Source organism: Halopseudomonas salegens, assembly GCF_900105655.1.
Taxonomy (GTDB): domain Bacteria; phylum Pseudomonadota; class Gammaproteobacteria; order Pseudomonadales; family Pseudomonadaceae; genus Halopseudomonas; species Halopseudomonas salegens.
Window position 1 is genome coordinate 820,726 of sequence record NZ_LT629787.1, and the last position, 24,015, is coordinate 844,740.

Genomic DNA, 24,015 nt, shown 5'->3' on the forward strand with positions numbered 1-24,015 from the left:
GCGGCGTTAAATGTAATCATGAATCGACACAAAGTTATTGCTAAGCTCATCCAGTTGAGTGTTCTGGTCTTGAATTTATTTAGAACGCCGGCGGCGTGGCCGTATCCGTTTGAGAATCTAGCTCAATTTGAAGATGAAACGCTTGGCCGGGAGCTCTATAATTTCTTAAGTATTAGAAAACTAGGGTATCTACCAAAATACGAAGAGCACGATTCCTACCACGTGTTGCTGGGGTACGGAACGACAGTCACAGAAGAGTTGAAGCTTCAGGCGTTTATGTGGGGTAACAAGAATTCCACTTTCGCTGGTAAAGTCCTCTTTATACTTGGATGGATGGTTTTCCCGTCAAAGCATTCATTGTTTCGGAGAGAAATAATTCGAGGAAAGAGCGCTAAGCCTTTGTCTAACATTCCTGTTGCATCCATGATCCCAAAGAACCTTTCAGAATTAAGGCGTGATTTTTGTATAAGCTAATTGTAACCATAGCTGTTGTTTTTTTCGCATTTGTTTTGTGGGTAATCTACTTGGCGAATACAGGGGGGAGCAGTGTTTTCTTCGATTTTATTAGATCGATCCCTTACGGCGACAAGCTAGGGCATATGTGCCTTTTTGGTTTTTTGACTTTGGTCACTATTATCGGATCAAAGTTTCGGTCTTTTTCTTGCGGCGGGTTTGAACTATATTATGGTGCTGTGTTGGTTGGACTATTTGTAGTTGTGGAGGAACTTAGTCAGGCATTTATACCATCTAGAACTTTTGACTTTGTGGATTTAGCCGCAGACGCGGTGGGTATAGTAATCGCGGTCGGCATTGCCTACGTAGCAAGCAAACATTTAACAAATGTAGCCACCTGACACAAATTGCAACGCGCCTTTTGGTGTTCGCGTTGCTCACAATACACCAAAAGGCACGTCACAATTTGTGCAGGTGCTACAAGCGTTAGCGTTTAAAGGAGTCAGGAATGGAGAATAAGGCGACGAAAAAGCAGATCGCTCTTGGCTTGGTGGTGATATTCGCATTGCTTGCTCTCGTATTGTGGATTATTTCTTCGATATGGAATTGGTTTTCGAGCTTAAACTCTAATTTAGCTGTCGGCATGCTAACCGCTTCTTCGACCATAATTGTTGCAACAATTACATTGGTTCTCGGTAGGTTTTTTGAGCGCGTTAAAGAAGCAGAGGCTCACTTAAGAGCCCAAAAAATCGAAATATATGACGAGTTTTTAAAACGTTTCTTCTCATTGTTCTTCAACACGAAAAATGACGGTGAGGTCGATGATGAAGATCTGGTTCCATTTCTTCAAGAGTGGCAGAGAAAGCTTGTGGTATGGGGCGGACCAAAAGTGTTATCGAGTTTTGTCTCTTGGAAGCAATATCTAGCATCGGGAAAATCGGATGCACATAGTGTCTTTCTTATGGACGAGTTCTTTCGAGCAATGAGATCAGATATTGGTCTGTCAAACAGAGGACTTACCAAAGGATTCTTTTCGAATCTAATTTTGAGACACGCAAATGTCTTTTTAGAAGAGGCAAAAATTAATCCAAATATTACTTTGTCAGATCTTGCGAAAATTGAGAAGGATCGTGGACTTGAATAAAAGCGCTAACAAAGTAAACCAATTCGCGCCTGTCGGCGCCGGACGCTCACTACGTTCGCGCCGTTGTTTACGACGTTGAGGCTGTAGAAAAACCCCTGATTTGCTAGGATTTGGGCAGACCAACAAGGAGTGTTGCATGCCACGCTTCAAGCCCTGCGACTACAGCCAGCACAGCATGGTGGTGATCAACTACCAAGAGCAGCTCCAGCCAGGTACGTTCGAGTACGCCGTTCACTACCTGATTGAACACAAGCTGGATCTGTCGGTATTTCACCCGCGTTATCGCAATGAGGACACCGGCCGCCTGGCCTACGATCCAGCCATCCTGTTGAAGATCATTCTGTTCGCCTACTCCAAGGGCATTACCTCCAGCCGCCAGATTCAGTGGTGCTGTGAAACCAACATTCTGTTCAAGGCCCTGTCCTGCGATACGGTCCCGCACTTCACCACGCTGGCGAGCTTTGTCAGCGAGAATACAGAAGCTATCGAAGCTGTGTTTGAGCAGGTGCTGTTGGTTTGTCACCAGCAGGGTTTGCTGGGTAACGAGCTGTTTGCTATCGACGGTTGCAAGACCTCATCCAATGCCGCCAAGGAGTGGTCAGGCACCGGGGCGTACGTGCAAATGACAACGACATCCCAGTCGCTTACTTCGAAGGCAGACTGCTGCAATGCCGACACTGCCCCAAGCGCGAAGCCTGTATGCACAGCCCGCAGTCAGCAGAGCACCGCAAGGGCGCAGGACGACAAGTATCGTTCCAGCTTGAAGCCAAGCGGCCATCCAGTTACACCAACTAGATGAAGCACCGGGTGGATAGTCCTGAAGGCAGGGCGATCTACAGCCGCAGGATGTCAGTGGTGGAACCTGTGTTTGGCAATATCGGCAACAACAAGCGGTTGAATCGCTTCAGCTTGCGGGGCCGTAGAAAGGTCCAGAGCCAATGGCAGTTGTATTGCCTGGTACATAACATTGAGAAGCTGGCGAATTACGGACAATATGGCTGATAGCACTGGGTTGCCAAGCCTGCCAGAACACCAGTACAGCGATAAAATCAGCTTTTGGCCGGCAACTGAGAAAACACAACCCTGATGATTCGGGGTCACACATGAACAGGAAGGCGGCGGCTGGATGAGTCCGAAATGGTTTTTTCTACAGCCTCGTTAAATGTACGGTAACCCATGACTGAGAAAGCCACAGCTAAGCTCTCAACGCTAATAGGGCTCACCTTCTTGGTTGTGCTGTACCTCGTTGATATAGCCTTTGGCGGCTGGGGTCACCTGTTCTCTGAAGAGTCTACGGTAAGCGCAACATTGGCAACGCGCACTTTCTGGGGTGTAGGTTCTATTGGGCTTTTGGTAAATCTATTCTTGATGTGGCGAGATATGTATAGACGTGAAAAATGGAGCTGGTTTATAACTACTTTTTTCATATTTTTCTTTAGCGCTCTTGCCTATTATTTTGCTGAGTATAGGAAGCACGATGGATAATACATTTAACCAATCGAAACACTTTGCAGCCTTCGGCTGCCGGACGCTCGCAAGCTCGCGCCGGTGTTCTCGGCGTCAACATCCCGAGGAGAGATATTGATTTGAACGAATATGATTTTGATATTTTCATTAGTCACGCGAGTGAAGATAAGGACGACTTTGTGCGTCCCTTAGCGAATGCTCTAAAAAATGAGGGGGCAAAAGTATGGTATGACGAGATGTCACTCTCGGTTGGCGATAGCCTAACTAGGTCTATTGATAAAGGGTTGTCAAAATCCAGATATGGCCTTGTTGTTATATCTCGCTCTTTTGTCGAAAAACCTTGGCCTGAGTACGAAATTAGAGGATTAAATGCTAGGGAAATTGGTTCAGATAAAGTTGTTTTACCGATTTGGCACAATGTGTCACGAGAAGAAGTTTTAAAATTCAGTCCTTCATTAGCTGATAAGTTGGCGTTAAATTCGGATTTGCTATCGGTTAAAGAAATATGCAAACAGCTTTTAGCCATTATTAGGCCGGATCTTCTTACTAAGCTGCAGAGAAAGGAGCGCTACGCTCAGCTAAAGAAAAATGCAAAATTAGAAAAAGTTGAACCAAAACTTATTAAGGAAAGTGGCTATAAGCATAAAGCGCTTCCAAAAGATCTGCTTGGGCGTATTCGGTTAATAAGGGCCTCGCTCTGGGGTGTTGATACACACTCAATGGATCACTGGGTGGATGGGTTCAAAAGGGATTCTCATCCCTCAAATGAGATCGCTTGGTGGGAGCATGTTGCTGCGGTTTACACCGAATATGTCAAGTCAGTGGCAGGAGATGGAAAGGAGCAGCATTCGGCAATCTATAAAGCGATATTCCTTATTTGTAATGGGGAAGAGCCTGAAAACGTAAAGGGTTTCGTGGGCTTTCTAACTGAAGATGAATTTACGTTGCTTATTGGTGAATGTTGGTCTAGGGCGCCGCTAATAGATATAGAAGAACAATTTGAGTTTAAAAATACTGAGCTAGATGAATCCACTCTTGAATTGATCAATAAAATTGGAGTGGAAGATTTCAACTAAGTGTTTTAACAAAGCGTTCCACCGGACAAGCCGGTGAACGCGACGTTGAGGCTGTAGAAAAACCCCTGATTTGCTAGGATTTGGGCAGACCGACAAGGAGTGTTGCATGCCACGCTTCAAGACCTACGACTACATTCAGCACAGCATGGTAGTGATCAACTACCAGGAACAGCTCCAGCCAGGTACGTTCGAGTACGCCGTTCACTACCTGATTGAACACAAGCTAGATCTGTCGGTATTTTACCCGCGTTATCGCAATGAGGACACCAGCCGCCTGGCCTACGATCCAGCCATCCTGTTGAAAATCATTCTGTTCGCCTACTCCAAGGGCATTACCTCCAGCCGCCAGATTCAGTGGTGCTGCGAAACCAACATTCTGTTCAAGGCACTGCCCCAAGCGCGAAGCCTGTATGCATAACCCGCAGTCTGCAAAGCATCGCAAGGGCGCAGGACGACAAGTATCGCTCCAGCTTGAAGCCAAGCGGCCACCCAGCTACACCGACTGGATGAAGCTCCGAGTGGATAGCCCCGAGGGCAAAGCGATCTACAGTCACCGAATGTCGGTGGTGGAACCAGTATTTGGGAATATCGCCACCAAAAAGCGGTTGATTCGCTTCAGCTTGCGGGGCCGTAGAAAAGTCCAGGGCCAATGGCAGCTATATTGCCTGGTACACAACATTGAGAAGCTGGCGAATTACGGACAATATGGCTGATAGCACTGGATTGCCAAGCCTGCCAGAACACCAGTGCAGCGATAAAGTCAGCTCTTGGTTGGCAACTGAGAAAACACAACCCTGTTGATTCGGGTCAAACATGAACAGGAAAACGGCGGCTGGATGAGTCCGAAATGGTTTTTTCTACAGCCTCGTTATGCAAAGCGATTGGAAAAGAATCAGATTATTTATGAACCTTACTGAGCTAGATATTATTGTTGCTGAGCTGATGTTTCCGATTCTGGTGGAAATAGTGCACACCCGAGAGAAAGTTGGCTACAAGGAATTAGCTGATTTGATAAAGGCCAAGAATTTCCATGTGCCTGAAATTGCAAATATCACCCAGCGCCACATTGGCAGAAAGCTAGGAGTGATCTGGGAATTTACCAAGTCACAAGGCTGTCCCCATATCGGGTCGTTGGTGGTTTTACAGTCGGGTGAATGCGGAACTGGAATTTCTTCCGTAATCAAAGACTTGCCTGAAGAAAGAAAAAAAGTAAAAGAATTCGATTGGTCTAAAATATCTCTTGATTTTAAAAACTATATTTCCAAAGTAAAGTTTTCAAAGAAAGAGGGTGATGAAAAACTGATCAAACGATCGAGGGAGCAAGCCAAAGACAAATTTATTCAGTACTGGCAAGCGATAAAGGATGAGGCACCAGTTTCGCGAGACGAGGCGTATGAACTGAAAGAGCCTGTGTTGCAGCTAGTTCAAGAGGGTTATAGACCTGAGGTTGCTTTTTCTGAAGAGTTGCTAAAATTCGCACTAAAAAGACAACCAAAAAATCCCGAAAGCAGTTATGTCTACATTGGGCAGTATATTGAGTACGATACCAATGCTCCAATTTTTGACCAGCTAAAAATCGGTTATACGACAGATATCGATAGCCGCGCACAAGTGCTAAGTGGTGGTGTGGATGGCCCACTCAGGTTCGATGTGAAGTGTTATTGGGAGTTTGAAAGATATGTTGCTTATGCAATAGAGCAACGGTTACATGGAAAATTTTCAAGCTATCGAAAGCGAGGAGAGTTTTTCGAGAACATAGATGGATTGCTAGCTGAGCTTGTAGATGACGAAATAACGCAAAAATACGAACAATATTTAAAGTCTTCAAGCTATGAATAGTCGCATTGCATAACCAGTGAATCAAGCCGACCGTTTTCCGCTGGTGCTCCAAACGGCGACTTATTCTAGCGTTAAATGTACAGAAGGAGGTCCCCCATGGGGCTGAAGGGAAGCTGTTTGTGTGGCGAGATAAGTTACGAAATTGACTCAGTGGATATGCCGATTGTGCATTGCCATTGTCAGACTTGTCGTAAAGCCCATGCGGCACCGTTTGCCTCCACTGCAGGAGTAAAGCGCGAGAATTTTCGTTGGCTCAGCGGCATGAGTTCTATCTCTACGTTCGAATCCTCCCCGGGCAAGTTACGCCATTTTTGCAAACGCTGTGGTTCTCATTTGGTAGCCGAGAGGCCTGCGCAGCCACACGTAATTGTTCGGGTAGCCACTCTGGACGATGATCCCGGTTTAAAACCAGAGGCTCATATCTGGGCGTCGCACGATGTGCCATGGCTTGAGTACGATAGGGTATGTAGGCATAGAGAATCGCGAGACGACATTTAATAAATCAATCAAGTTCGTTCCCGGCCTGGCGGCGGTCCACCGGATGCCCCTGTCGGGTCACCGCTAATTTTTAGCGTTATGCGAGAAGGAGGATAAGGTGATTCGAGTAGTTTACCGCTGGAAAGTAAAGGAAGACGACTTCGTGAATTTCCAAGAGGTATGGAGCCGCACCACGAATCACATACATGAGACTGTGGCGGGAGCGTTGGGAAGCTTTATGCTTCGTAGCTCGGAAGATCCGACTGAAATTCTGACAGTGGCAAAGTGGGATTCAGTAGAGAACTGGAAGGCCTTCTGGGTGGCGGATAATCCTTCCGAGATGAAAGGGATGCGGGAGATAGGTGAGCGGATTTCCGTGACCGTATACGATGAAGTTGACGACTTTACGCGGAGTCACGTTGAGTAGCTCGACGGAATCGTTTACGTGCCACATAACCAGTGGCTTTGCGACGCACCTACAATGGCGCTTCGGTGCGTCGCAAAGCGAAGGCGTTAGTTTCCTTAAGGAGGAAGGATGCACCCACCAGCATACGAGCATGATGAAATAAGAAACTTGTACCCTGGCGTGTACTTTCTGCACGGGAGCATAAAAATGGGCCCGGGCATGAGGATGAACAGGAATATGATCATTCTCAAGGATGGTGACGAACTGAGTTTGATTAATCCGGTTAGAATGAATGATGAAAGTATTTCAACGCTAGATAAGCTTGGGAGCGTTAAACGTATTGTAAGACTCGGGGATTTTCATGGCCTTGACGATGCTTTTTATATTGAGCGGTACAAATGTGAGTTTTGGGCGCAAGATGGGCAAGAGACATACAAATCGCCGCAGATTACAAACCAAATATCTACCTCTGTAGAGAGCCCTTTTCCAGACTCAGAGTTTTTTATCTTCGAATCCGCTAAGTATCCGGAGGCAGCACTGCTCATAAAAAAGCAAAAGTTACTGATTACTACCGACAGCGTGCAGTACCATAGTGATTGGAGTTATTTCACTTGGTTCACGAAATCTGCTTTCAAGCTTTTAGGGTTCAAAACCGGAATTAATATTGGGCCTCCTTGGCTCAAGCGTGTAACCGCCAAAGGGGATTCTTTAAAAACTGATTTCAAAAAACTTTTGGAGTTGGATTTTGATTCTATTGTGGCGGCACATGGGCTGCCAATGCGGTCAGGGGCTAAGCAGGCGCTAAAGCAAGAGGTCAGCCGTGTATTCAAATAAGCTAGCAAGTAGCTTAAGTACGTTCCGGCCTTCGGCCGCCACCGGACGCCCTTGACAGGACGCCGCTAAACAAAAGCGTTATGCTCAGAGAGAATCATGTTTAAATTCAGTCAATTAGTTGGTGTCTTATTGGTGGCCATAGCGCTTACTGGTTGTTCCGGATTCAACAGCGCCATGGATGTGCAGGATGACTACGCATCGAGCATTGAAACCACCGAAAGCGCTAGATTCTTTATAAGTCAGGAATATAATCCCTCGATTACGAGGGGAATGATTGAAACGACATTCTCAGCTTCTGTCCCTGCGGGGTGGTACACACCTGTAGCTGATTCGGCAGGTCGTACCTTTTATCAGGCACCTGAAGGATTTGAATATCGTGCTGGAGAAAAAATCGAATCTCGGGTGGGCGGTTTGGTCCAAATAAAGGCAGAGGGGCACTCAAAATTCTATGTTTGGTATTTCCCCAAACTATTGGACTACTTAGAGGTTCAGCCGAACGGCACATGGATAGAAGAGGTTGAGCCAGGTTTTTTTAATATTGCTGCTAGACCATGGGTAGAAGCGGACCTCAGAGTTGAAAGCAGCATAACAAGTGACTGTGGTGTCAACGTTCATAATTAGGCCTTTTTTTCACGCTACGGCTCCTGGTTTTTCTCCACGGTGAACATCTCCATGAGCTGACTGCGCCGCGCCGACTGGCCCGCTGTGCCGGTCGTTAAACGCTTACAGGCCATGTGTTTCCGAAGCTATAGGAGGGATTCTTGCTTATATTGCGATTCGCCATTTATGGATTTATATTTTTTGGGATATCTGGGTTTATGACAGAACCTTACCCACCAACAGAGGGATGGCTGCGATTTTCGTTTTTGATGGGTTTGATAGGTGCTCATATAACGTCTTTAGGAGCTTTATCTGCTCGAATTTTATTTCTGCTCTACGCTGATCTTTTGAGAATTCCGGATGAATGATTTTGATCTGGCCGATGGATTTCTGTTTATTGCTCCCGCGCTGTTTCTGATTGCTTTTCTGGCTCTGTGGCCTTACATCTATATCCGAATCAAAAGGGGAAGCAATCAATTTTTGTTTGTGTCAGCATTTTTTGGGACCGTAGTTATCACAACTGCTCTTTTACAGGCAATTGCACTTCCTTTTGGAATTTTTATGATAAAGCTATATCCTCAATTTCAGGCACAAGGCATAGGGGGGTATCTGGAGCCCTTTATTTCGATTTTTGAATTTATTGCTGATTGGTGGGTTATTCTGGTTTATCCTAGTTTGTATCTATTTCTACCTCCTATGCTGCACCGGAGGTACGAAGTTTTTCGTTTAACAAGTGCAGGCAAGGGACGCTCCTAACGTCGCGTCCCTGCTAAAAGCGTTAGCAACCCTTGGCTCTGAAGCCTTTGTAAACGGAATTGAGAATGATCCGACCATGCCCGTCTTGTGGTAAGCCCGCATACACTCAGTTTCAACTATGGCGTCATGCTTTCATGGGCTCCGTTCTGACATGCCCTCATTGCTCATCAATTGCGTATATGAATCGAGGTTGGTTTGCTGAGTTGTTCTTGTTCATTTTTGTAGAACTGGCGTTCCTCATATTGCTGGTAGCGGCAATGGTTTTATGGGGAAATTTGCTGCTAGGACTCGCGATATTTGTTGCTAGCGCATGTTTTTTTGCTTGGAGACGGACTCGAGCTCCTTTATATGTGGTTCATGATGTATCTGATCGATAGATCAGTTGCTAACCAGTCGCTGCATCCGACGCCAGTTCCAGGCGCGGGTGAGCTACAACGTTATGTTTCTTGACCGCACCTGTTAACTGGTGCTATTAATAGGGCCAAATCGTTGACTGGGTAATCACTATGCAAGTGAAATTTTCCGAGGATGTCATTCCTCTATCAGAGCTGAAGATCAATCCTGGAAAGGTGGTTGGTCGAGCGCAAAATACGCATCGCCCCATCCTGCTCACCAGCCGTGGCCGCGGCATAGCTGTTGTTCAGGGGCTCGAGGATTATGAGAGAACCGCAGAGGAATTGCGGTTTGTAAAGGCGGTGGCGCAGGGGCTTATGGATGTTCGCGAGGGCAACACCGTATCGTTGGAGGACGCCAGGAAAGCGTTGGGCATCAAGTAAATGGAATTACGCATCGCACAGTCCGCTCTTGAGGACTTACAGGCTATTCAGGAGTATTACAAAGAGCAGGATGTGCCACATATCGGTAATGATTTCGTCGCTGCTATCCTGGAGCACTGTGAAATGCTTCAAATCCACCCTGATGCTGGCCGAATTGTTCCTGAATTCAACATGGATCATATTCGCGAATTGATTCACGCGCCGTTTCGAGTTGTCTATCTCAGGCAGGCTAAAGAGGTTGTGCTCATACGAGTCTGGCGGAGTGAGAGGCAGCTCGAATTACCAGCTAACGAAATATAACCAGGCCATGCACCGGATGCCAAAACCTCCGCTTCGTTGCGGTTCTGTCACCGGTGATGGCGGGCGGTATGCGTCCACTGGGAACGACAGATGACCGTAGATGTTAAGGGAGAACAGGTTCGTATTGGATCTAAGGTCAGAGTTTTATCTGTTCATTTGAAAGATTTGGATTGTTTGCCCGACGAAGAAGTTAGTCGCATCAATTCAATTGTTGGCCAAGTTTTGAGCGTCTATGACATCTCGTCTAAGTACGTGAGTGTTAAAAAGGTTTGGGAAGATGGAGGCGTCTTAAGTGAGGGACTATCGATGAATTTACTTTCGAACCAGATTGAACTGGTGGAGTTTTAGCGCACAGCTGAGAGTGAAATGCATAACCAGTCATTGTTGGCGGGCAATCATTCCACCGCGTCGCGGCTCCAAAATTGCCGCAAAGTTCTGCGTTATGCTCACACGAAGTCAGTCTTCGTCATATGAAACGTGAGAGCATTGAAATGCTCATCGATGGCTCGGGTAACATTACCATTGGCAGAGCTGGGCCGGTTCGCTGTGCGGCGACCGCGTCTGATGAAGACCCGTGTCTTGTGATGTTAGTTCGTCAGCCTGACGAGTCATTCGAGGATTTGCGTGCACGATTGGATCGCGCCATTGCAGTTGCAGTCTGGGTCGCCGTTAAATAAAAAATCATTCTTGGGAGCGGGTATGAGTCTGTCGGGTTTTTTCTTGCGTTTTACCATTATATACACCCTGGTTATGGCGGCAGCAGGCATTACGGCGGGCGTGTTGGGTCTGGGTCAGGTCAGCGCTTTGAATACACCTATTTTGCTGGCTATTGCATACTGGTGCTTCTATTCCTATTGGAATAAAAATGCACGCATTATCGAGGGTGGTGAACAATGGGCATTGATCTTCCTCGCGCTCGCAGGTGATGTTTTGGCCAGCATTTTGTTGGGTATGCCGACAGCGCTGGCAAGTGACATGCCCGTTGCATATCTGTTCCTGGGGCTGCTGGTTGTGACCCCACTGCATTTGCTGATGTTTGTGGCAGTCAATTTCGTGGTCAAAAAGCAAATCATCAAGCTGCACCCCGACTGGTGCAGTGCCAGTAAAGCCGCAAGCCCGTCACAACCCGATTGACTGTTGTCCATCGCGGGCCTGGCTGTGGATTGAGCAACGGATGCGTTGATCTGTTGCGTCCATCTTGCGTCTCGCAATGTCTGCCGGCATTGGTTACAGTAGCCGCTTGTTGACTGACCGATGTGGATATTCCCCAGCCCATGAGTTATCAGGTATTAGCCCGTAAATGGCGTCCGCGACTGTTCCGTGAAATGGTCGGGCAGACCCATGTGCTGCAAGCGCTGATCAATGCGCTGGACAACAATCGCCTGCATCATGCTTACCTGTTTACCGGCACGCGCGGCGTCGGCAAAACCACGATTGCGCGGATTCTGGCCAAGTGCCTGAACTGCGAGCAAGGTGTCAGTTCCGAGCCATGCGGCGTGTGTTCCGCTTGCCGGGAGATTGACGAGGGTCGCTTTGTCGACCTGATCGAAGTGGATGCTGCCAGCCGCACAAAGGTGGAAGATACCCGTGAATTGCTGGATAACGTGCAATATGCGCCCAGTCGCGGTCGCTTCAAGGTCTACCTGATCGACGAAGTTCACATGCTTTCCGGGCACAGTTTCAATGCCTTGCTGAAAACGCTGGAAGAGCCTCCGGAACACGTCAAATTCCTGCTTGCCACCACCGATCCGCAAAAACTGCCGGTTACCATCCTGTCACGCTGTCTGCAGTTTTCGTTGAAGAACATGACGCCGGACAAGATGGTCGATCATCTGCGGCATGTGCTGTCCGATGAGCAGATTCCGCATGATGACGAATCACTCTGGCTGCTCGGCCGGGCCGCGGATGGCTCCATGCGTGACGCCCTGAGTCTGACCGATCAGGCGATTGCCTTTGGCAATGGCCACCTGGAGGTCAGCCAGGTGCGCACTATGCTGGGCACGATTGACCATACCCAGGTGTTTGCGCTGCTGGATACCCTGGCCGCCGATGATGCCCGTGCCATGCTGACGCTGGTCGCCGAGCTGGCCGAGCAGGGGGCTGACTTTGCCGGTGTGCTCGCCGAATTGATTACTTCCCTGCAACGCATAGCTCTGGCGCAAGTCGTTCCGGAGGCTGCTGATGCCGGGCAGGGTGATGCTGCCCGGGTGCTGGAACTGGCGCGCAGCATCAGTGCCGAGGACGTACAGCTGTTCTATCAACTGGCGCTGCATGGCCGGCGTGACTTGCCGCTGGCGCCAGAGCCGCGGGGCGGGTTTGAAATGACGCTGTTACGCATGTTGGCGTTCCGTCCGGGAACCCTGGGTGAACCCGACAGTGCGCCACCCGACCCGGCGGGAAAGCCGGCGCGGAGCAGCCAGGCCCGGGCTGACTCCGCAGTGGCGGGGGCGCCGGCAGCAGTGCCTTCTGTTGCCGCTACACCCGCGGCTGCGAAGGAGCTTGCCAGCCCTGCCGGTGAGCCCGCCACACCCAGTAGCGGCGTCGCTGCGCCAGCGCAGGCCGCCGAATCGGTAGCCGCTGCAGCGGTTGCTGAAGACCAGGCCGCTGAAACCGGTGAGGCTGCGGATTCAGCGGGCATGGAGCCGGCAAAAGCCACTGCACCCCAGCCGTTGAATGCCGCCACTCCGGTCAAGCCGCCGCAGGATGAACCGCCCGCGGATTGGTTGCAGGCTGCCCCTGATGAGCCCGCCGATGAGCGTGCTGATTATGATGACGAGGCCGAGCTGGCTGAATATCAGGGTGACTGGACGCCGGCTGCCGAGCCGGAAGCCACAGGGGCCGATGCGATCAGTGATCTGCCGCTGGCCACAGGGTTGGCTGCTGAATGGTTGGCATTGTTCCCGCGCCTGGCCTTGAGCGGCCTTACCCTGAGTATTGCTGCTCACTGTCAGTGGGTGCGGCAAGAGGGTAACCAATGGTTGCTGCATCTGGACCCGAGCAACAGCGCCTTGTATAACGATAATCACCGTCAACGTCTGCAACAGGCTATCAGTGACTGTACCGGTGAGGCGGTTGAACTCATGGTTGAGGTTGCTGCTCCAACCGAGGAGACACCGGCGATTGCCGAGGCACGTCGCCGGCATCAACGACAGTGCGAGGCTGAAGCGACTATCAAGGCTGATCCGCTGGTTCAGGCGTTGATCTCCGAGTTTTCCGCGCGAATCTGCGACGACAGTATTCGCCCCCAGGACATACCGGCAAATTGAGTGAGGATGCAATGATGAAAGGTGGCATGGCAGGCCTGATGAAGCAGGCGCAAGAAATGCAGGAAAAAATGCAGAAAATGCAGGAAGAACTGGCCAATGCGGAAGTAACCGGGCAATCCGGTGCCGGCATGGTGTCGGTGGTGATGAACGGACGTCACGATGTGCGTCGGGTCAGCATTGATGACAGCCTGATGGGTGAAGACAAGGAAATCATCGAGGATCTGGTAGCCGCGGCCTTCAACGATGCCGTGCGCAAACTGGAACAGCAGAATCAGGAAAAAATGTCCGGTTTGACGTCCGGCATGAACCTGCCCGACGGTTTCAAGATGCCCTTTTGAGGCCACTGAATGAGCTTTAGTCCACGAATCCGGCAGTTGATCGACGGCTTGCGGGGGTTGCCTGGTGTCGGTCCGAAGACCGCCCAACGCATGGCCTTGCACTTGCTGGAACGTGATCGCGGTGCTGGCCGGCAGCTGGCTGTTGCGCTGGAAGCGGCGATGGATGGCGTTGGCTATTGCCAACGCTGCCGTAGCCTGAGCGAAGAAGACCTTTGCCGTCTCTGTTCCGACCCCGGGCGTGATGACAGCCTGCTCTGCGTGCTGCAAAGCCAGGCCGATGTATGGGCGGTCGAACAGGCAGGCGGGTTCAATGGTCGTTACTTCGTGCTCAAGGGCAGTCTGTCGCCGATTGACGGTCTGGGGCCGGAGGAAATCGGTATTCCTGCCCTGCTGGCGAGTATGCAAGGCAGGGCGGTGACCGAGGTGATTCTGGCCACCAACCCCACGGTAGAGGGTGAGGCCACCGCGCACTATATTGCCGGGTTACTGCGTCCCAAAGGTATCAGGCTGTCCCGTCTGGCCCACGGTATTCCTCTCGGGGGCGAGCTGGAGTTTGTCGACGGTGGCACCCTGGCGCATGCGCTTGCCGGGCGCACCGTCCTTGACTGAGCACCCAATCAGTACGCTTCAAGACGCTAAACGGCCACTCTGGTAATCCATTATGGCCTGCTCAATTTCCTGCCGGCTGTTCATCACGAATGGACCGTATTGGATAATTGGCTCGCCGATGGGTTTGCCGGCAATCAGCAGCGCCCGACTTCCCGTTACTCCTGCTTGCAGGGTCAACTGATTGCCCTGGCTCAGGCGTCCGAGTTGTTTGGGTTGCAGGATGGTGCTGCCCTGGCTGCCGTCAATTCGCACATCCCCTTCGTACACGTACAGCATCGCGGTGTGCTCCGTCGGCAGTGGCAGGCTCAGGGTCTCTTCCGCGTTGAGGTGCAGATCAAGATACAGCGGCTCGGTGCTTTTGCCCTGAATCGGCCCTTGCAGAGGCTTGCCGCTCAGGTTCAGAGTCCCGGCAATCACTTTGACGCTACCGCCACCCGGCAAGGTGCCGCTGGCGACTGCATCAGCCGGCAGGTCCTGATAATGGGCTGGCTGCATCTTTTCCGCTGCCGGCAGGTTGATCCACAACTGAAAGCCGCGCATGCGACCGCTGGTCTGTTGCGGCATTTCCGAGTGAATGATGCCGCGCCCGGCGGTCATCCATTGCACCCCGCCGGACTCGAGCAGGCCCTGATTACCCAGGTGGTCTTCATGCAGCATCCGGCCTTCGAGCATATACGTGACGGTCTCGAAACCACGGTGTGGGTGTGCGGGAAAGCCACCAATGTAGTCGGCAGCCGAGTCGGAACCGAATTCGTCCAGCATCAGGAAGGGATCGAAACGTTCAGGCCCCTGACCGCCGAAAACCCGGGTCAGTTTGACACCGTCGCCATCAGAGGCAGGGCGTCCGATCAGTTTTTCTACCAGATTACGGGTTTGAACAGTCATGCAAACCTCCTCGGTCAGCGGAGCCGGCGACACTGCCGACTCTGGTCATGACTGCATTCTAGGATTGAATTTTTTGCGATAAAAGCAGAATAAAGCGAATGTTTATATCAGTAAATTCGATGCTTTGTGCTTTTATTGGGTGTCGCTGTCGCTGTCGGTTTCTTTTTCCAGCTCTTCCACCTCGGCAATAATGCGGTCGTAGGCTTCACAAGCCGTGTGATCACTGCGGGTAGGGTCTTCTACCTGAAGCTCGATCAGCTTCTGGTTGATGCGCTGCAGCTTGTCGGCATCTCCATAGGCCACTCGCTCCAGAGTGGCGGCCAGTTCGGCGCCTTTCTCCATGGCGGCCTCGGGGGTACATTCGTCGGCAACAGCGGGCATGGCTGCAGCCAGCAGACTGGAGCACAGCAGGGTCGCAAGCAGAGGGCGTTTCATAAGTATTGTCCTTTGGTAAACAGACCTTCATCTTAGCCGGAGCCAGGCCAGCTTCCAAGCGCACAGGCTCAAACCAGAGCCTCGCGCACTTGCAGCAAACGCATTGAATTGGTCCCGCCGCGGGAGTTGTAGACATCGCCTTTGGTCAGAATTACCCAGTCTCCGGACTGCACCAGTTCACGGCTGAGCAGTGCCTCGATGGCAAACTGATCAACCTCGCTTGAGGGCATCTCCGTCGGGTTGAAAGCCACCCCGGTAACCCCGCGCAGCAGGGCGGCGCGGCCCAGCGTGTGCGGGTGCGGTGACAGGGCAAAAATACGCAGAGGTGAACGGATGCGTGACATGATCAAGGGTGTGTAGCCACTCTCCGTCAAGCTGATAACCGCGGTGACGCCGGGGAAATGATTGCTGGCATACATGGCTGACAGGGCAATGGTCTCGTCGCAGCGAGAAAACTCCTGATACAAACGATGTCCGGATTGCTGGCTGCTCGGGTGCTTTTCCGCCCCCTGGCAGATACGATCCATGGCCTTGACGGCATCCACCGGATAATCGCCAGCGGCAGTTTCAGCCGACAGCATCACGGCATCGGTGTAATCCAGCGTGGCATTGGCTACATCGGAAACTTCGGCCCTTGTCGGCATCGGGCTGTGAATCATCGATTCCATCATCTGGGTAGCGGTGATGACCAGTTTGTTCTGTTTGCGGGCACGGCTGATGATGTGTTTCTGGATGGCTACCAGCTCAGCATCGCCAATTTCCACCCCCAGATCGCCCCGCGCAACCATGACCCCATCGCTGGCCTGAATCAGCCCGTCCAGCGCGCTGTCATCGGCGACCGCTTCGGCACGCTCGATCTTGGCAATCAGCCAGGCGTCGGATTCATTGTCGGCAAGCAGTTTCCGCGCCTGTTGCATATCAGTGGCGTCGCGCGGGAAAGACACGGCGACATATTCCATCTGCAGTTCGGCGGCAAGGCTGATGTCAGCGTGGTCCTTGGGCGTGAGGGCGGTGGCTGACAGCCCGCCGCCGCGCCGGTTGATACCCTTTTGATTGGACAGATCACCACCGACAGTAACCTGACAGCGTACCTCGTCGCGGCCGACACTCTCGACACGCAGAACCACGCGGCCATCATCCAGCAGCAACTCGTCACCGGCGCGGCAATCCTCGACCAGTTGCGGATAGTCGATACCCACCACGTCCTGGTTGCCGGCATCCAGCGGGTGGCTGGTCGAGAGGCGGAAATTATCGCCCGGTTCCAGGTGAATATGGCCATCGGCGAAACGGGCAATACGGATTTTGGGACCCTGCAAATCACCCAGTAAGGCGACATGGCGGCCCTGCTCGGCAGCGGCTTCGCGTACCCAGGCGGCGCGTTGACGGTGCTCATCGGCATGCCCATGGGAAAAGTTCAGGCGGGCGACGTCCATGCCGGCGCTGATCAGCGCGGCAATGTGTTCCGGGCTGTCGCAGGCCGGTCCCAGGGTGGCAACAATCTTGCAGCGGCGTTGGGCCACGGGCAGCTCCTTCTGGCAATGGGGTTAAGTGCCACATACTATAGAACAGAATGAACAGCTCAAGTCCAGCGGAGATGACATGCATCCACGGGTAATTGAAGTAACCGAGCGCGTAGCCAGACGCAGTGCTGCCAGCCGGCGTGCCTGGCTGGCGCAAATGGATGCTGCCAGTGGTTCGCAAGAAGGCCGCCAGCGCTTGTCCTGCGGCAATCTTGCCCACGGAATGGCGGCCTGCAGCATGACGGACAAGCAACGCATTCGGCTGCCGGATGCGATCAATCTGGGCATTGTCACTGCTTACAATGACATGCTCTCGGCGCATCAGCCGTATGCCGAATTCCCACACCAGATCAAGCAAACGGCCCACGCCATGGGCTGCACGGCCCAGGTGGCCGGTGGGGTGCCGGCCATGTGTGATGGCGTTACCCAGGGGGAGCCCGGTATGGAGCTGTCATTGCACAGCCGGGATGTGATTGCCATGGGTACTGCGGTAGCGCTGTCGCACAATATGTTTGACGCGGTGTTGTGTCTCGGCATCTGCGACAAGATCGTGCCGGGTCTGCTGATGGGGGCCTTGCGTTTTGCCCAGTTACCGGTGTTGTTCGTGCCTGCGGGCCCCATGGCCTCGGGTTTGCCGAATGACGAGAAAGCTGCCGTGCGCCAGCGTTTTGCGGCTGGCGAGGCCAGTCGCGAGGAGCTGCTGGATGCCGAAACACGCTCCTATCACAGCCCGGGCACCTGCACCTTCTATGGCACGGCAAATACCAATCAACTGCTGCTGGAGGCCATGGGGCTGCAATTGCCGGGTAGCTCCTTTGTGCACCCGCACAGCCCATTGCGCGCGGCATTGACCACCGCAGCCAGCGAGCAGGCGATCAAGCTGGCACGCAACTCGGTACGCCTGGCAGACATGTTTGATGAGCGCAGTCTGATCAATGCAGTGGTCATGCTGCTGGCCAGTGGCGGCTCGACCAACCTGACCCTGCACCTGATCGCGATTGGTCAGTCCGCCGGTTTGCAGTTGCGTTGGGATGATATGGCCGATCTCTCGGCAGTCGTACCCAGTCTGGCGCGCATGTACCCCAATGGTAGCGCGGACGTCAATCAGTTCCAGGCTGCCGGTGGGCCGGCCTGGATGTTTCGCGAGCTGCTGGCTGCGGGAGTGCTGCACGCCGATGTGCGCACCGTTGCCGGAGAGGGACTGGAACATTACACCCGTGAGCCGGTATTGCGCGACGGTGTCCTGCATTGGCAGCAAGGGCCGGAAGCCAGCCTGGATGCGAGCATTTTGCGCTCTCACGGCGATCCTTTTTCCATTGAGGCCGGCTTGCGGTTGGTTGAAGGCAATCTCGGGCGCGGTATTGTCAAGGTGTCAGCTGTCGACCCTGCGCACTGGCATGTCAGCGCGCCCTGCCGGATATTTCACAGCCAGAGCGAGCTGATTGCCGCCTTTGAGGCCGGTGAGCTGGAGCGTGATCTGGTTGCGGTAGTGCGTTTTCAGGGGCCGCAAGCCAATGGCATGCCTGAGCTGCATAAGCTGACGCCTTATCTGGGTGTGTTGCAGGATCGTGGGTTCAAGGTCGCACTGGTGACCGATGGGCGTATGTCCGGTGCCTCAGGCAAGGTGCCGGCTGCCATCCATGTCTGTCCGGAAGCGTCTGCCGGTGGCCCATTGGCACGTTTGCGCGATGGTGATCTGATTGAGCTGGATGCGGGCAATGGCAGGCTGGCCGTGGCGGTCAGTCCGAGCGACTGGCAGGCCCGTGAGCCGGACCCAATGCCCAGTGAGCCGGCGCGTGGCTGGGGGCGTGAACTCTTTGCTGGCATGCGCGCAGCTGTCAGTCCGGCAGAAGAGGGCGCCAGCAGTTTTACTGCCGGCCTGCGCATTGCTGACAGTGATCAGCCGGTATGACGGTTATGGCAGACTGCAGCCGGCGGGGTGTCCAGTGGCATCCCTGCGCTGATGCCGAGGACCAGGCGCGCTGGCTGGCTACGCAGGTCGCAGAGACCCTGCAGCAGTGCATTCGTCAGCGCGGCGTAGCTCGCCTGGCCGTATCAGGGGGTCGCAGTCCGGAGGTTTTCTTACGTCAGCTTGCCCGTTTCTCGCTGGACTGGCAGTCGGTGCATCTGACGCTGGTCGACGAACGTTGGGTGCCACCGGAACATGCCGACAGCAATGCCGGGCTGGTGCAACGCTGCCTGGCCGAACACTGGTCGCTGATCAATTGGTTGCCATTGTATCGTGGTGTCAGTCCCGAGGCCGATGCGCAAGTGGCAGCGGCGGAGCTGGCTACCTGGCCCGGCCTTGACCTGATTGTGCTGGGCATGGGTAGCGACGGGCATACGGCTTCCTTGTTTCCGGATTTACCCGATTGGCCAATGCTGTGCGCGGTGGATTGTCCCTGGCGTTGTGTTGCCCTGCCGGCTACGGATGAACGCCAGGCCCGCCTGAGTCTGACCGGCCGACTGTTGCACAGTGCTCCGCGACAATTGCTCGCCATCAGCGGTCAGGCTAAGCTGGATACATTGCAACAGGCCTTTGAATCGCCGCTGGCACTGCCGGTCGGGGCTTTTCTCAAGCCACCTTTGGACATTGTCTACAGCCCATGAGGCTGAATGGATGCACATGAGCCTGGCTGACAATACACGAACACTTGACCGGATTTTTGCCCATTCACCTTTGCTGCCGGTGCTCAGCATCCAGCGCGAAGCGGATGTATTGCCATTGGCGGATGCCTTGGCGAAGGGCGGGGTGACTACTCTGGAAGTCACCCTGCGCACGCCCCTGGGGTTGAAGGCGATCGCTCGCCTGCGTGCCGAACGACCCGAGCTGACCGTTGGTGCCGGCACGGTGCTGGATGGTCGACAGTTTCAATCGGTGCTGGATGCCGGTGCACAATTCGTCGTTACCCCGGGTTGTACTGACGAGTTGTTGACCCTGGGGCTGGATAGTCCGGTGCCATTGCTGCCAGGCATCGCAACGGCTTCGGAAATCCTCATGGGCTATCGGCTGGGTTATCGTCGCTTCAAGCTGTTTCCGGCGGAAGTGGTCGGCGGCCAGGCGGCGTTGAAGTCATTTTCCGGCCCCTTTCACGGCATCCGTTTTTGCCCGACCGGTGGTATTGGCCTGAGCAAGCTGGCGGACTATCTGGCATTGGACAACGTGATGGCGGTGGGCGGCACCTGGATGGCGCCGCAGCGCATCGTGGAACAGGGTGATTGGGCTGCAATCACCGCGTTATGTCTCGAATCGAGAGCCATGTTGCCAACTACGCCCGGGGCGTAGTTGGCAAGGGTGCATCGAGGGAATCAGTGGTCGGGTTTGCTCGGATCGACAAAATCATCCGGCTTGATGACCAGTACATCGCAACCGGCCTCATCCAGCAAGCGCTCGGCGGTGTGACCGATCAGTGCGCTGTCCAGGCGTGAGCGTGATACCGCCCCCATCACCAGCAGATTGATGCTGTGTTGCTCGATGAATTCCGGGATGGCTTCTTCGGGATAACCCTGCAACAAGTGACTGTGTTCGGCATCCACCGCGCTATTCTCGGTCATCTCACTGAAGGCTTTGGCATGACGGTCACGAACATCGCCGGCGTAGCCGTCATAATCGGTTATCACGCTGGCATCAAACACCAGAGTCCGCGGCAACGGATTGTAGCAGTGGGCGATGTGTAGCTGGGCCGAGGCTCTTAGCGCGAGTGTTTCGGCAAAGCGGATCAGCTTGCGATCCAGGGCGGCCGGTTTGTCGGCATCATGCAAGGGGTCAACACTGGCACAAATGTGTTGCAAGGGATCGTCAGCCTTTTTGACCAGCCACAGAGGCGCCTCGCAGTGCCGGATCAATTGCCAGTCGGTATTGGTCAGGAAAAGCTTCTTGATCGGATTGTGATGGTGCGTGGTTTTCAGTACCAGATCGGGGTCATGTTCACTGATGGCGCGCAGGATATGCCGGTCCCGGCGCTTGCCCCAGACCGCCTGGGTGGTCACCTTGTTGCCCTTTTGCCGGATTGGCCTGGCCAGTTTTTCCAGCCGGCTTTCATGGTGCTCGAGCAAGGAAGCGCGCGCCTGCTCCAGGCCGGGCGTGTCAAACAGCCAGCCACCATCCAGCGCCGGTACATACTCGACCAGAAACAGGGTAACGTCAGCCTCCGGATACAGGTCACAGAGCTGGGCAGCCCGACGCAGGCAGGGTTGATCCTCTTCGCTGGTCGGATCAATGACGACCAATAAATGTTGCAGATCCATCAGTACACTCCTTGGCAAGGCATAGCGTCAGTCTAGAACACCCGGCACAGATGTGAAGTGATCCAGATCAAGTCAAGAATCTGTGCAGAGTGCCGATAATAATGACAATAATCACCGACTGAATAGTGACATCCATGATTGCCAAAACCGTATTGCTTGCATTGTGCGCCTCTGTTCTGCTGCTGTCCGGCTGTGCTGGCAGCCCGCAAAAACATCTGGGCCGTGCCTATCAGGCCTATGAAGCAGGTTCCTGTGAGCAGGCGCAGCAGGCGTTGATCAGGGCAGAACACCATAACTATTCCCGCGGCCACCTGCAGCCGGACATTTCCTTGTTGCGCGGGCTGTGTCTCGAGCGACAGGCGCTGTATCTGGATGCCGCTCAAACCTACCATTTTATCCTTCGGCACTATCCGCAAAGTGAACCCGGCTACCGTGCTGGCGCACGGCTGGAAACCCTGCGACAACTGGGCTACGTTGATCCGGCACAGCAACTGAAGCCGCAAGACTGAAAAAGCAAAGCAGTCGAGAATGTGCAGTTCCGATGCTGTCAATGAGCTGCTGATCGCACGCGCGCACGGAGTGCTTGTATCGCTGTTGCGGCAATGCAGATAATGTTTTCAGTGGTTTTCCAGGCGGCAGACTGACGCTGGCTGCGCTATGCTGACCCGGAAGCAAGCTCTTTCTGGTTAAACGAATATGCACGCAGAATATTCCCCGGTACCCCATCGGCGACTTATCGAACGGCACCAACTGAATGCCTATCTTCAGGTATTCAATGCCTGGAATCAGCGCAGTCTGGGTTATCTCGCCAACATTTCCTGCTTTGGTCTGATGCTGCACAGCCGTCTGCCGTTGATTGTCGGGGCTGAGTATCAGCTGTATTTGTGCCTGCCGGGGCTGGACGGGCAAACGCACAGGCTTGATTTTCGCGCGAGCAGTTGCTGGTGTCGGGCCGATCCGGTTGCCGGGGACTATGCGACCGGTTTGCAACTGCTCAGTGGCAAGCGCGAATTCGCCCAATTGGCTGCCGAGCTGAAGTCGTACTTCAGTTTTGTTGACCCGGTGCAGGCCTGATCGGTTAACCTGCCTATTTGCGGCGGGGACAGGCAATGGCAGACACTTTCTTCTGGTATGACTTCGAATCCACCGGGATTGATCCAAGGCGTGATCGCCCCTTGCAGGTCGCGGGCGTCCGCACCGATACCGAACTGAACGAAATTGCCGAACCGCTGTGTATCGACAGCCAGTTGTCGCCGGATATTCTGCCGCATCCGCAGGCCTGCCTGGTCACCGGTATTGGCCCTGATCGAGCCATGGCCGGTCTGCCGGAAGCCGAATTTATCGAGCGCTTGCAGAATGAAATGATGCAGCCTGGTACCTGCAGCGTTGGCTACAACAGCCTGCGTTTTGATGACGAGATGGCCCGCTTCAGCTTTTATCGCAACTTTCATGACCCCTATGCGCGTGAGTGGCAGGGCGGTAATAGCCGCTGGGATCTCATCGATGCCCTGCGGGCCGCGCACGCTTTGCGCCCCGAAGGGATTGAGTGGCCGGAGCAGGATGGTTTCACCTCACTGCGGTTGGAACGACTGACGGCGGCCAATGGCATTGATCATGGCCAGGCCCATGATGCCCTGGCCGATGTGCGGGCAACTATTGCCATGGCGCGGTTGCTGCGCCAGGCGCAACCCCGGCTGTATGGCTATTTGCTCGGGCTGCGCAACAAGCGTCAGGTAGCCAGCCTGATTGACCTGCAAGGGGTCAGGCCGCTGGTGCACGTGTCCGGCCGTTTTGGTCGCGAGCGACAAGGCCTGGGTGTGGTCTTGCCATTGGCCTGGCACCCGCACAACCGCAATGCGTTGATCGTGTACGACCTGACAGCGCCGCTGGAGTTGTTGATGGATCTGGATGCCGATCAACTGCGAGCACGGCTTTACACGGCCAATGATGATTTGGCGCCAGGTGAGCAGCGCCCCGGGCTGAAACTGGTGCACATCAACAAGTGCCCGGTGCTGGCTGATACCAAGGTCTTGCGCCCGGAAGATTGCCGCCGCTTGCAGGTCGATTTGCCCGCGGTTCAGGCACAGGCCGATGTCCTGGCAGGCAGGCGTGAGCAATTGCTGGGCAAGCTGCATCAGGTTTATAGCGACACGCCGCCGGCCAATGGCGACGAAGATGCCGAAACACAGCTCTATGCCGGCTTTATCAGTGATCAGGATCGACGCTTGTTGCCGGCTATTCGTCAGGCCGGAGGGGAGGCGCTGGGTAATGCGCAGTGGTCCTTGCAGGATCAACGCTTGCAGGATTTGTTGTTCCGTTACCAGGCACGTAACTTCCCTGAGTCCCTGTCTGCGTCACAATTGGACAGCTGGATGCAGTTCTGTCGTCAACGATTGTTGGGCGAAGTACCCGGTGCCCCCCGTACCTGGCATGCATTCAATAGTGAAATGGAGCAGGCCATGGCGCAAGCGAGTGAGGAACAAAAAACCTTGCTGAACGCGTGGAAAAGTTACAGTGCCGAATTGGCAGATTATTTGAAGTTATAAAGTCAGCCAGAGAATAACGCGCACAAAAAAGGGCAGTTAA

The 24,015-nt window shown here is 53.5% G+C and carries 28 protein-coding genes and 2 pseudogenes; 26 read left to right on the top strand and 4 right to left on the bottom strand.

What is annotated here, in order from left to right:
* The first annotated feature begins 18 nt into the window (after positions 1 to 18).
* From BLU07_RS18040 to recR, 20 genes and pseudogenes are all read left to right on the top strand, one after another.
* Entirely contained in the window at positions 19 to 474 is a 456-nt protein-coding gene (locus BLU07_RS18040; protein WP_092384265.1) for a Coq4 family protein, read from the top strand.
* A complete protein-coding gene (locus tag BLU07_RS03675) occupies positions 462 to 854 on the top strand; it encodes a VanZ family protein (protein WP_092384267.1) in 393 nt (130 codons plus the stop codon). The genes BLU07_RS18040 and BLU07_RS03675 overlap by 13 nt, the downstream gene beginning before the upstream one ends.
* Before the next feature lie 107 nt (positions 855 to 961).
* Positions 962 to 1,597 (top strand): hypothetical protein, encoded by a 636-nt coding sequence (locus BLU07_RS03680; RefSeq protein ID WP_092384269.1) that lies wholly within the window; start codon positions 962 to 964, stop codon positions 1,595 to 1,597.
* A 136-nt stretch (positions 1,598 to 1,733) separates the two neighbouring features.
* Positions 1,734 to 2,599 (top strand): annotated as a pseudogene (locus tag BLU07_RS03685) (transposase).
* A 174-nt stretch (positions 2,600 to 2,773) separates the two neighbouring features.
* Positions 2,774 to 3,082 (top strand): hypothetical protein, encoded by a 309-nt coding sequence (locus BLU07_RS03690; protein WP_092384271.1) that lies wholly within the window; start codon positions 2,774 to 2,776, stop codon positions 3,080 to 3,082.
* Between the two features lie 101 nt (positions 3,083 to 3,183).
* Positions 3,184 to 4,140, top strand: a complete 957-nt coding sequence (locus BLU07_RS03695; RefSeq protein ID WP_197675057.1) for a toll/interleukin-1 receptor domain-containing protein — start codon at positions 3,184 to 3,186, stop codon at positions 4,138 to 4,140.
* Positions 4,141 to 4,246: 106 nt separating this feature from the next.
* A pseudogene (locus tag BLU07_RS18095) lies at positions 4,247 to 4,853 on the top strand (transposase).
* Between the two features lie 190 nt (positions 4,854 to 5,043).
* Entirely contained in the window at positions 5,044 to 5,979 is a 936-nt protein-coding gene (locus tag BLU07_RS03705; protein WP_157719072.1) for a GIY-YIG nuclease family protein, read from the top strand.
* Between the two features lie 96 nt (positions 5,980 to 6,075).
* Positions 6,076 to 6,477 (top strand): GFA family protein, encoded by a 402-nt coding sequence (locus BLU07_RS03710; RefSeq protein ID WP_231701683.1) that lies wholly within the window; start codon positions 6,076 to 6,078, stop codon positions 6,475 to 6,477.
* Between the two features lie 97 nt (positions 6,478 to 6,574).
* A complete protein-coding gene (locus BLU07_RS03715) occupies positions 6,575 to 6,883 on the top strand; it encodes an antibiotic biosynthesis monooxygenase family protein (protein WP_092384279.1) in 309 nt (102 codons plus the stop codon).
* Between the two features lie 216 nt (positions 6,884 to 7,099).
* Positions 7,100 to 7,696, top strand: a complete 597-nt coding sequence (locus tag BLU07_RS03720) for a hypothetical protein (protein WP_231701684.1) — start codon at positions 7,100 to 7,102, stop codon at positions 7,694 to 7,696.
* Positions 7,697 to 7,792: 96 nt separating this feature from the next.
* A complete protein-coding gene (locus BLU07_RS03725) occupies positions 7,793 to 8,317 on the top strand; it encodes a hypothetical protein (RefSeq protein ID WP_157719073.1) in 525 nt (174 codons plus the stop codon).
* Between the two features lie 339 nt (positions 8,318 to 8,656).
* Positions 8,657 to 9,052, top strand: a complete 396-nt coding sequence (locus BLU07_RS03730) for a hypothetical protein (RefSeq protein WP_092384283.1) — start codon at positions 8,657 to 8,659, stop codon at positions 9,050 to 9,052.
* A gap of 506 nt (positions 9,053 to 9,558) precedes the next feature.
* Positions 9,559 to 9,828 (top strand): type II toxin-antitoxin system Phd/YefM family antitoxin, encoded by a 270-nt coding sequence (locus BLU07_RS03735; protein ID WP_092384285.1) that lies wholly within the window; start codon positions 9,559 to 9,561, stop codon positions 9,826 to 9,828.
* Positions 9,829 to 10,128, top strand: coding sequence for a type II toxin-antitoxin system RelE/ParE family toxin (locus tag BLU07_RS03740; protein WP_092384287.1), 300 nt, complete (start codon positions 9,829 to 9,831; stop codon positions 10,126 to 10,128).
* Positions 10,129 to 10,218: 90 nt separating this feature from the next.
* A complete protein-coding gene (locus tag BLU07_RS03745; RefSeq protein WP_092384289.1) occupies positions 10,219 to 10,476 on the top strand; it encodes a hypothetical protein in 258 nt (85 codons plus the stop codon).
* Positions 10,477 to 10,752: 276 nt separating this feature from the next.
* Positions 10,753 to 11,262 (top strand): ABZJ_00895 family protein, encoded by a 510-nt coding sequence (locus BLU07_RS03755; RefSeq protein ID WP_157719074.1) that lies wholly within the window; start codon positions 10,753 to 10,755, stop codon positions 11,260 to 11,262.
* Positions 11,263 to 11,402: 140 nt separating this feature from the next.
* The gene (dnaX, locus tag BLU07_RS03760) at positions 11,403 to 13,394 is read left to right on the top strand and encodes a DNA polymerase III subunit gamma/tau (RefSeq protein WP_092384295.1); all 1,992 of its coding nucleotides are present in this window, start codon (positions 11,403 to 11,405) and stop codon (positions 13,392 to 13,394) included.
* 11 nt (positions 13,395 to 13,405) lie between these two features.
* The gene (locus BLU07_RS03765) at positions 13,406 to 13,732 is read left to right on the top strand and encodes a YbaB/EbfC family nucleoid-associated protein (protein WP_092384297.1); all 327 of its coding nucleotides are present in this window, start codon (positions 13,406 to 13,408) and stop codon (positions 13,730 to 13,732) included.
* 9 nt (positions 13,733 to 13,741) lie between these two features.
* On the top strand, positions 13,742 to 14,341 hold the full coding sequence (gene recR, locus BLU07_RS03770) for a recombination mediator RecR (RefSeq protein ID WP_092384299.1): 600 nt from the start codon (positions 13,742 to 13,744) through the stop codon (positions 14,339 to 14,341).
* An 18-nt stretch (positions 14,342 to 14,359) separates the two neighbouring features.
* Here the strand turns inward: recR and BLU07_RS03775 are convergent, their stop codons facing one another.
* From BLU07_RS03775 to pyk, 3 genes are all read right to left on the bottom strand, one after another.
* A complete protein-coding gene (locus BLU07_RS03775) occupies positions 14,360 to 15,226 on the bottom strand; it encodes a pirin family protein (protein WP_092384301.1) in 867 nt (288 codons plus the stop codon).
* Positions 15,227 to 15,358: 132 nt separating this feature from the next.
* The gene (locus BLU07_RS03780; protein ID WP_092384303.1) at positions 15,359 to 15,661 is read right to left on the bottom strand and encodes a hypothetical protein; all 303 of its coding nucleotides are present in this window, start codon (positions 15,659 to 15,661) and stop codon (positions 15,359 to 15,361) included.
* 68 nt (positions 15,662 to 15,729) lie between these two features.
* Positions 15,730 to 17,181: a pyruvate kinase gene (gene pyk / locus BLU07_RS03785; protein WP_092384305.1), complete on the bottom strand. Its 1,452-nt coding sequence runs from the start codon at positions 17,179 to 17,181 to the stop codon at positions 15,730 to 15,732.
* Positions 17,182 to 17,260: 79 nt separating this feature from the next.
* On the opposite strand from pyk, the gene edd reads away from it, so the two are divergent.
* From edd to BLU07_RS03800, 3 genes are read left to right on the top strand one after another with little or no spacing between them, the layout of a single operon-like run.
* Positions 17,261 to 19,093, top strand: coding sequence for a phosphogluconate dehydratase (gene edd, locus BLU07_RS03790; protein ID WP_092384307.1), 1,833 nt, complete (start codon positions 17,261 to 17,263; stop codon positions 19,091 to 19,093).
* A gap of 5 nt (positions 19,094 to 19,098) precedes the next feature.
* On the top strand, positions 19,099 to 19,791 hold the full coding sequence (gene pgl, locus BLU07_RS03795) for a 6-phosphogluconolactonase (protein WP_157719075.1): 693 nt from the start codon (positions 19,099 to 19,101) through the stop codon (positions 19,789 to 19,791).
* A 10-nt stretch (positions 19,792 to 19,801) separates the two neighbouring features.
* Positions 19,802 to 20,467 carry a bifunctional 4-hydroxy-2-oxoglutarate aldolase/2-dehydro-3-deoxy-phosphogluconate aldolase gene (locus BLU07_RS03800; RefSeq protein WP_092384311.1) on the top strand — a complete coding sequence of 222 codons (666 nt, stop codon included), beginning with the start codon at positions 19,802 to 19,804 and terminating at the stop codon, positions 20,465 to 20,467.
* Positions 20,468 to 20,490: 23 nt separating this feature from the next.
* Here the strand turns inward: BLU07_RS03800 and BLU07_RS03805 are convergent, their stop codons facing one another.
* Positions 20,491 to 21,429: a universal stress protein gene (locus tag BLU07_RS03805; protein WP_092384313.1), complete on the bottom strand. Its 939-nt coding sequence runs from the start codon at positions 21,427 to 21,429 to the stop codon at positions 20,491 to 20,493.
* Positions 21,430 to 21,563: 134 nt separating this feature from the next.
* Between BLU07_RS03805 and BLU07_RS03810 the strand changes: the two genes are divergently transcribed.
* The 3 genes from BLU07_RS03810 (at position 21,564) to sbcB (ending at position 23,975) form a co-directional block, all read left to right on the top strand.
* Positions 21,564 to 21,938 (top strand): tetratricopeptide repeat protein, encoded by a 375-nt coding sequence (locus tag BLU07_RS03810; protein ID WP_092384315.1) that lies wholly within the window; start codon positions 21,564 to 21,566, stop codon positions 21,936 to 21,938.
* Between the two features lie 187 nt (positions 21,939 to 22,125).
* Positions 22,126 to 22,503: a hypothetical protein gene (locus BLU07_RS03815; protein WP_092384317.1), complete on the top strand. Its 378-nt coding sequence runs from the start codon at positions 22,126 to 22,128 to the stop codon at positions 22,501 to 22,503.
* Between the two features lie 35 nt (positions 22,504 to 22,538).
* Positions 22,539 to 23,975: an exodeoxyribonuclease I gene (sbcB, locus tag BLU07_RS03820; RefSeq protein ID WP_092384319.1), complete on the top strand. Its 1,437-nt coding sequence runs from the start codon at positions 22,539 to 22,541 to the stop codon at positions 23,973 to 23,975.
* Positions 23,976 to 24,015: the final 40 nt, after the last annotated feature.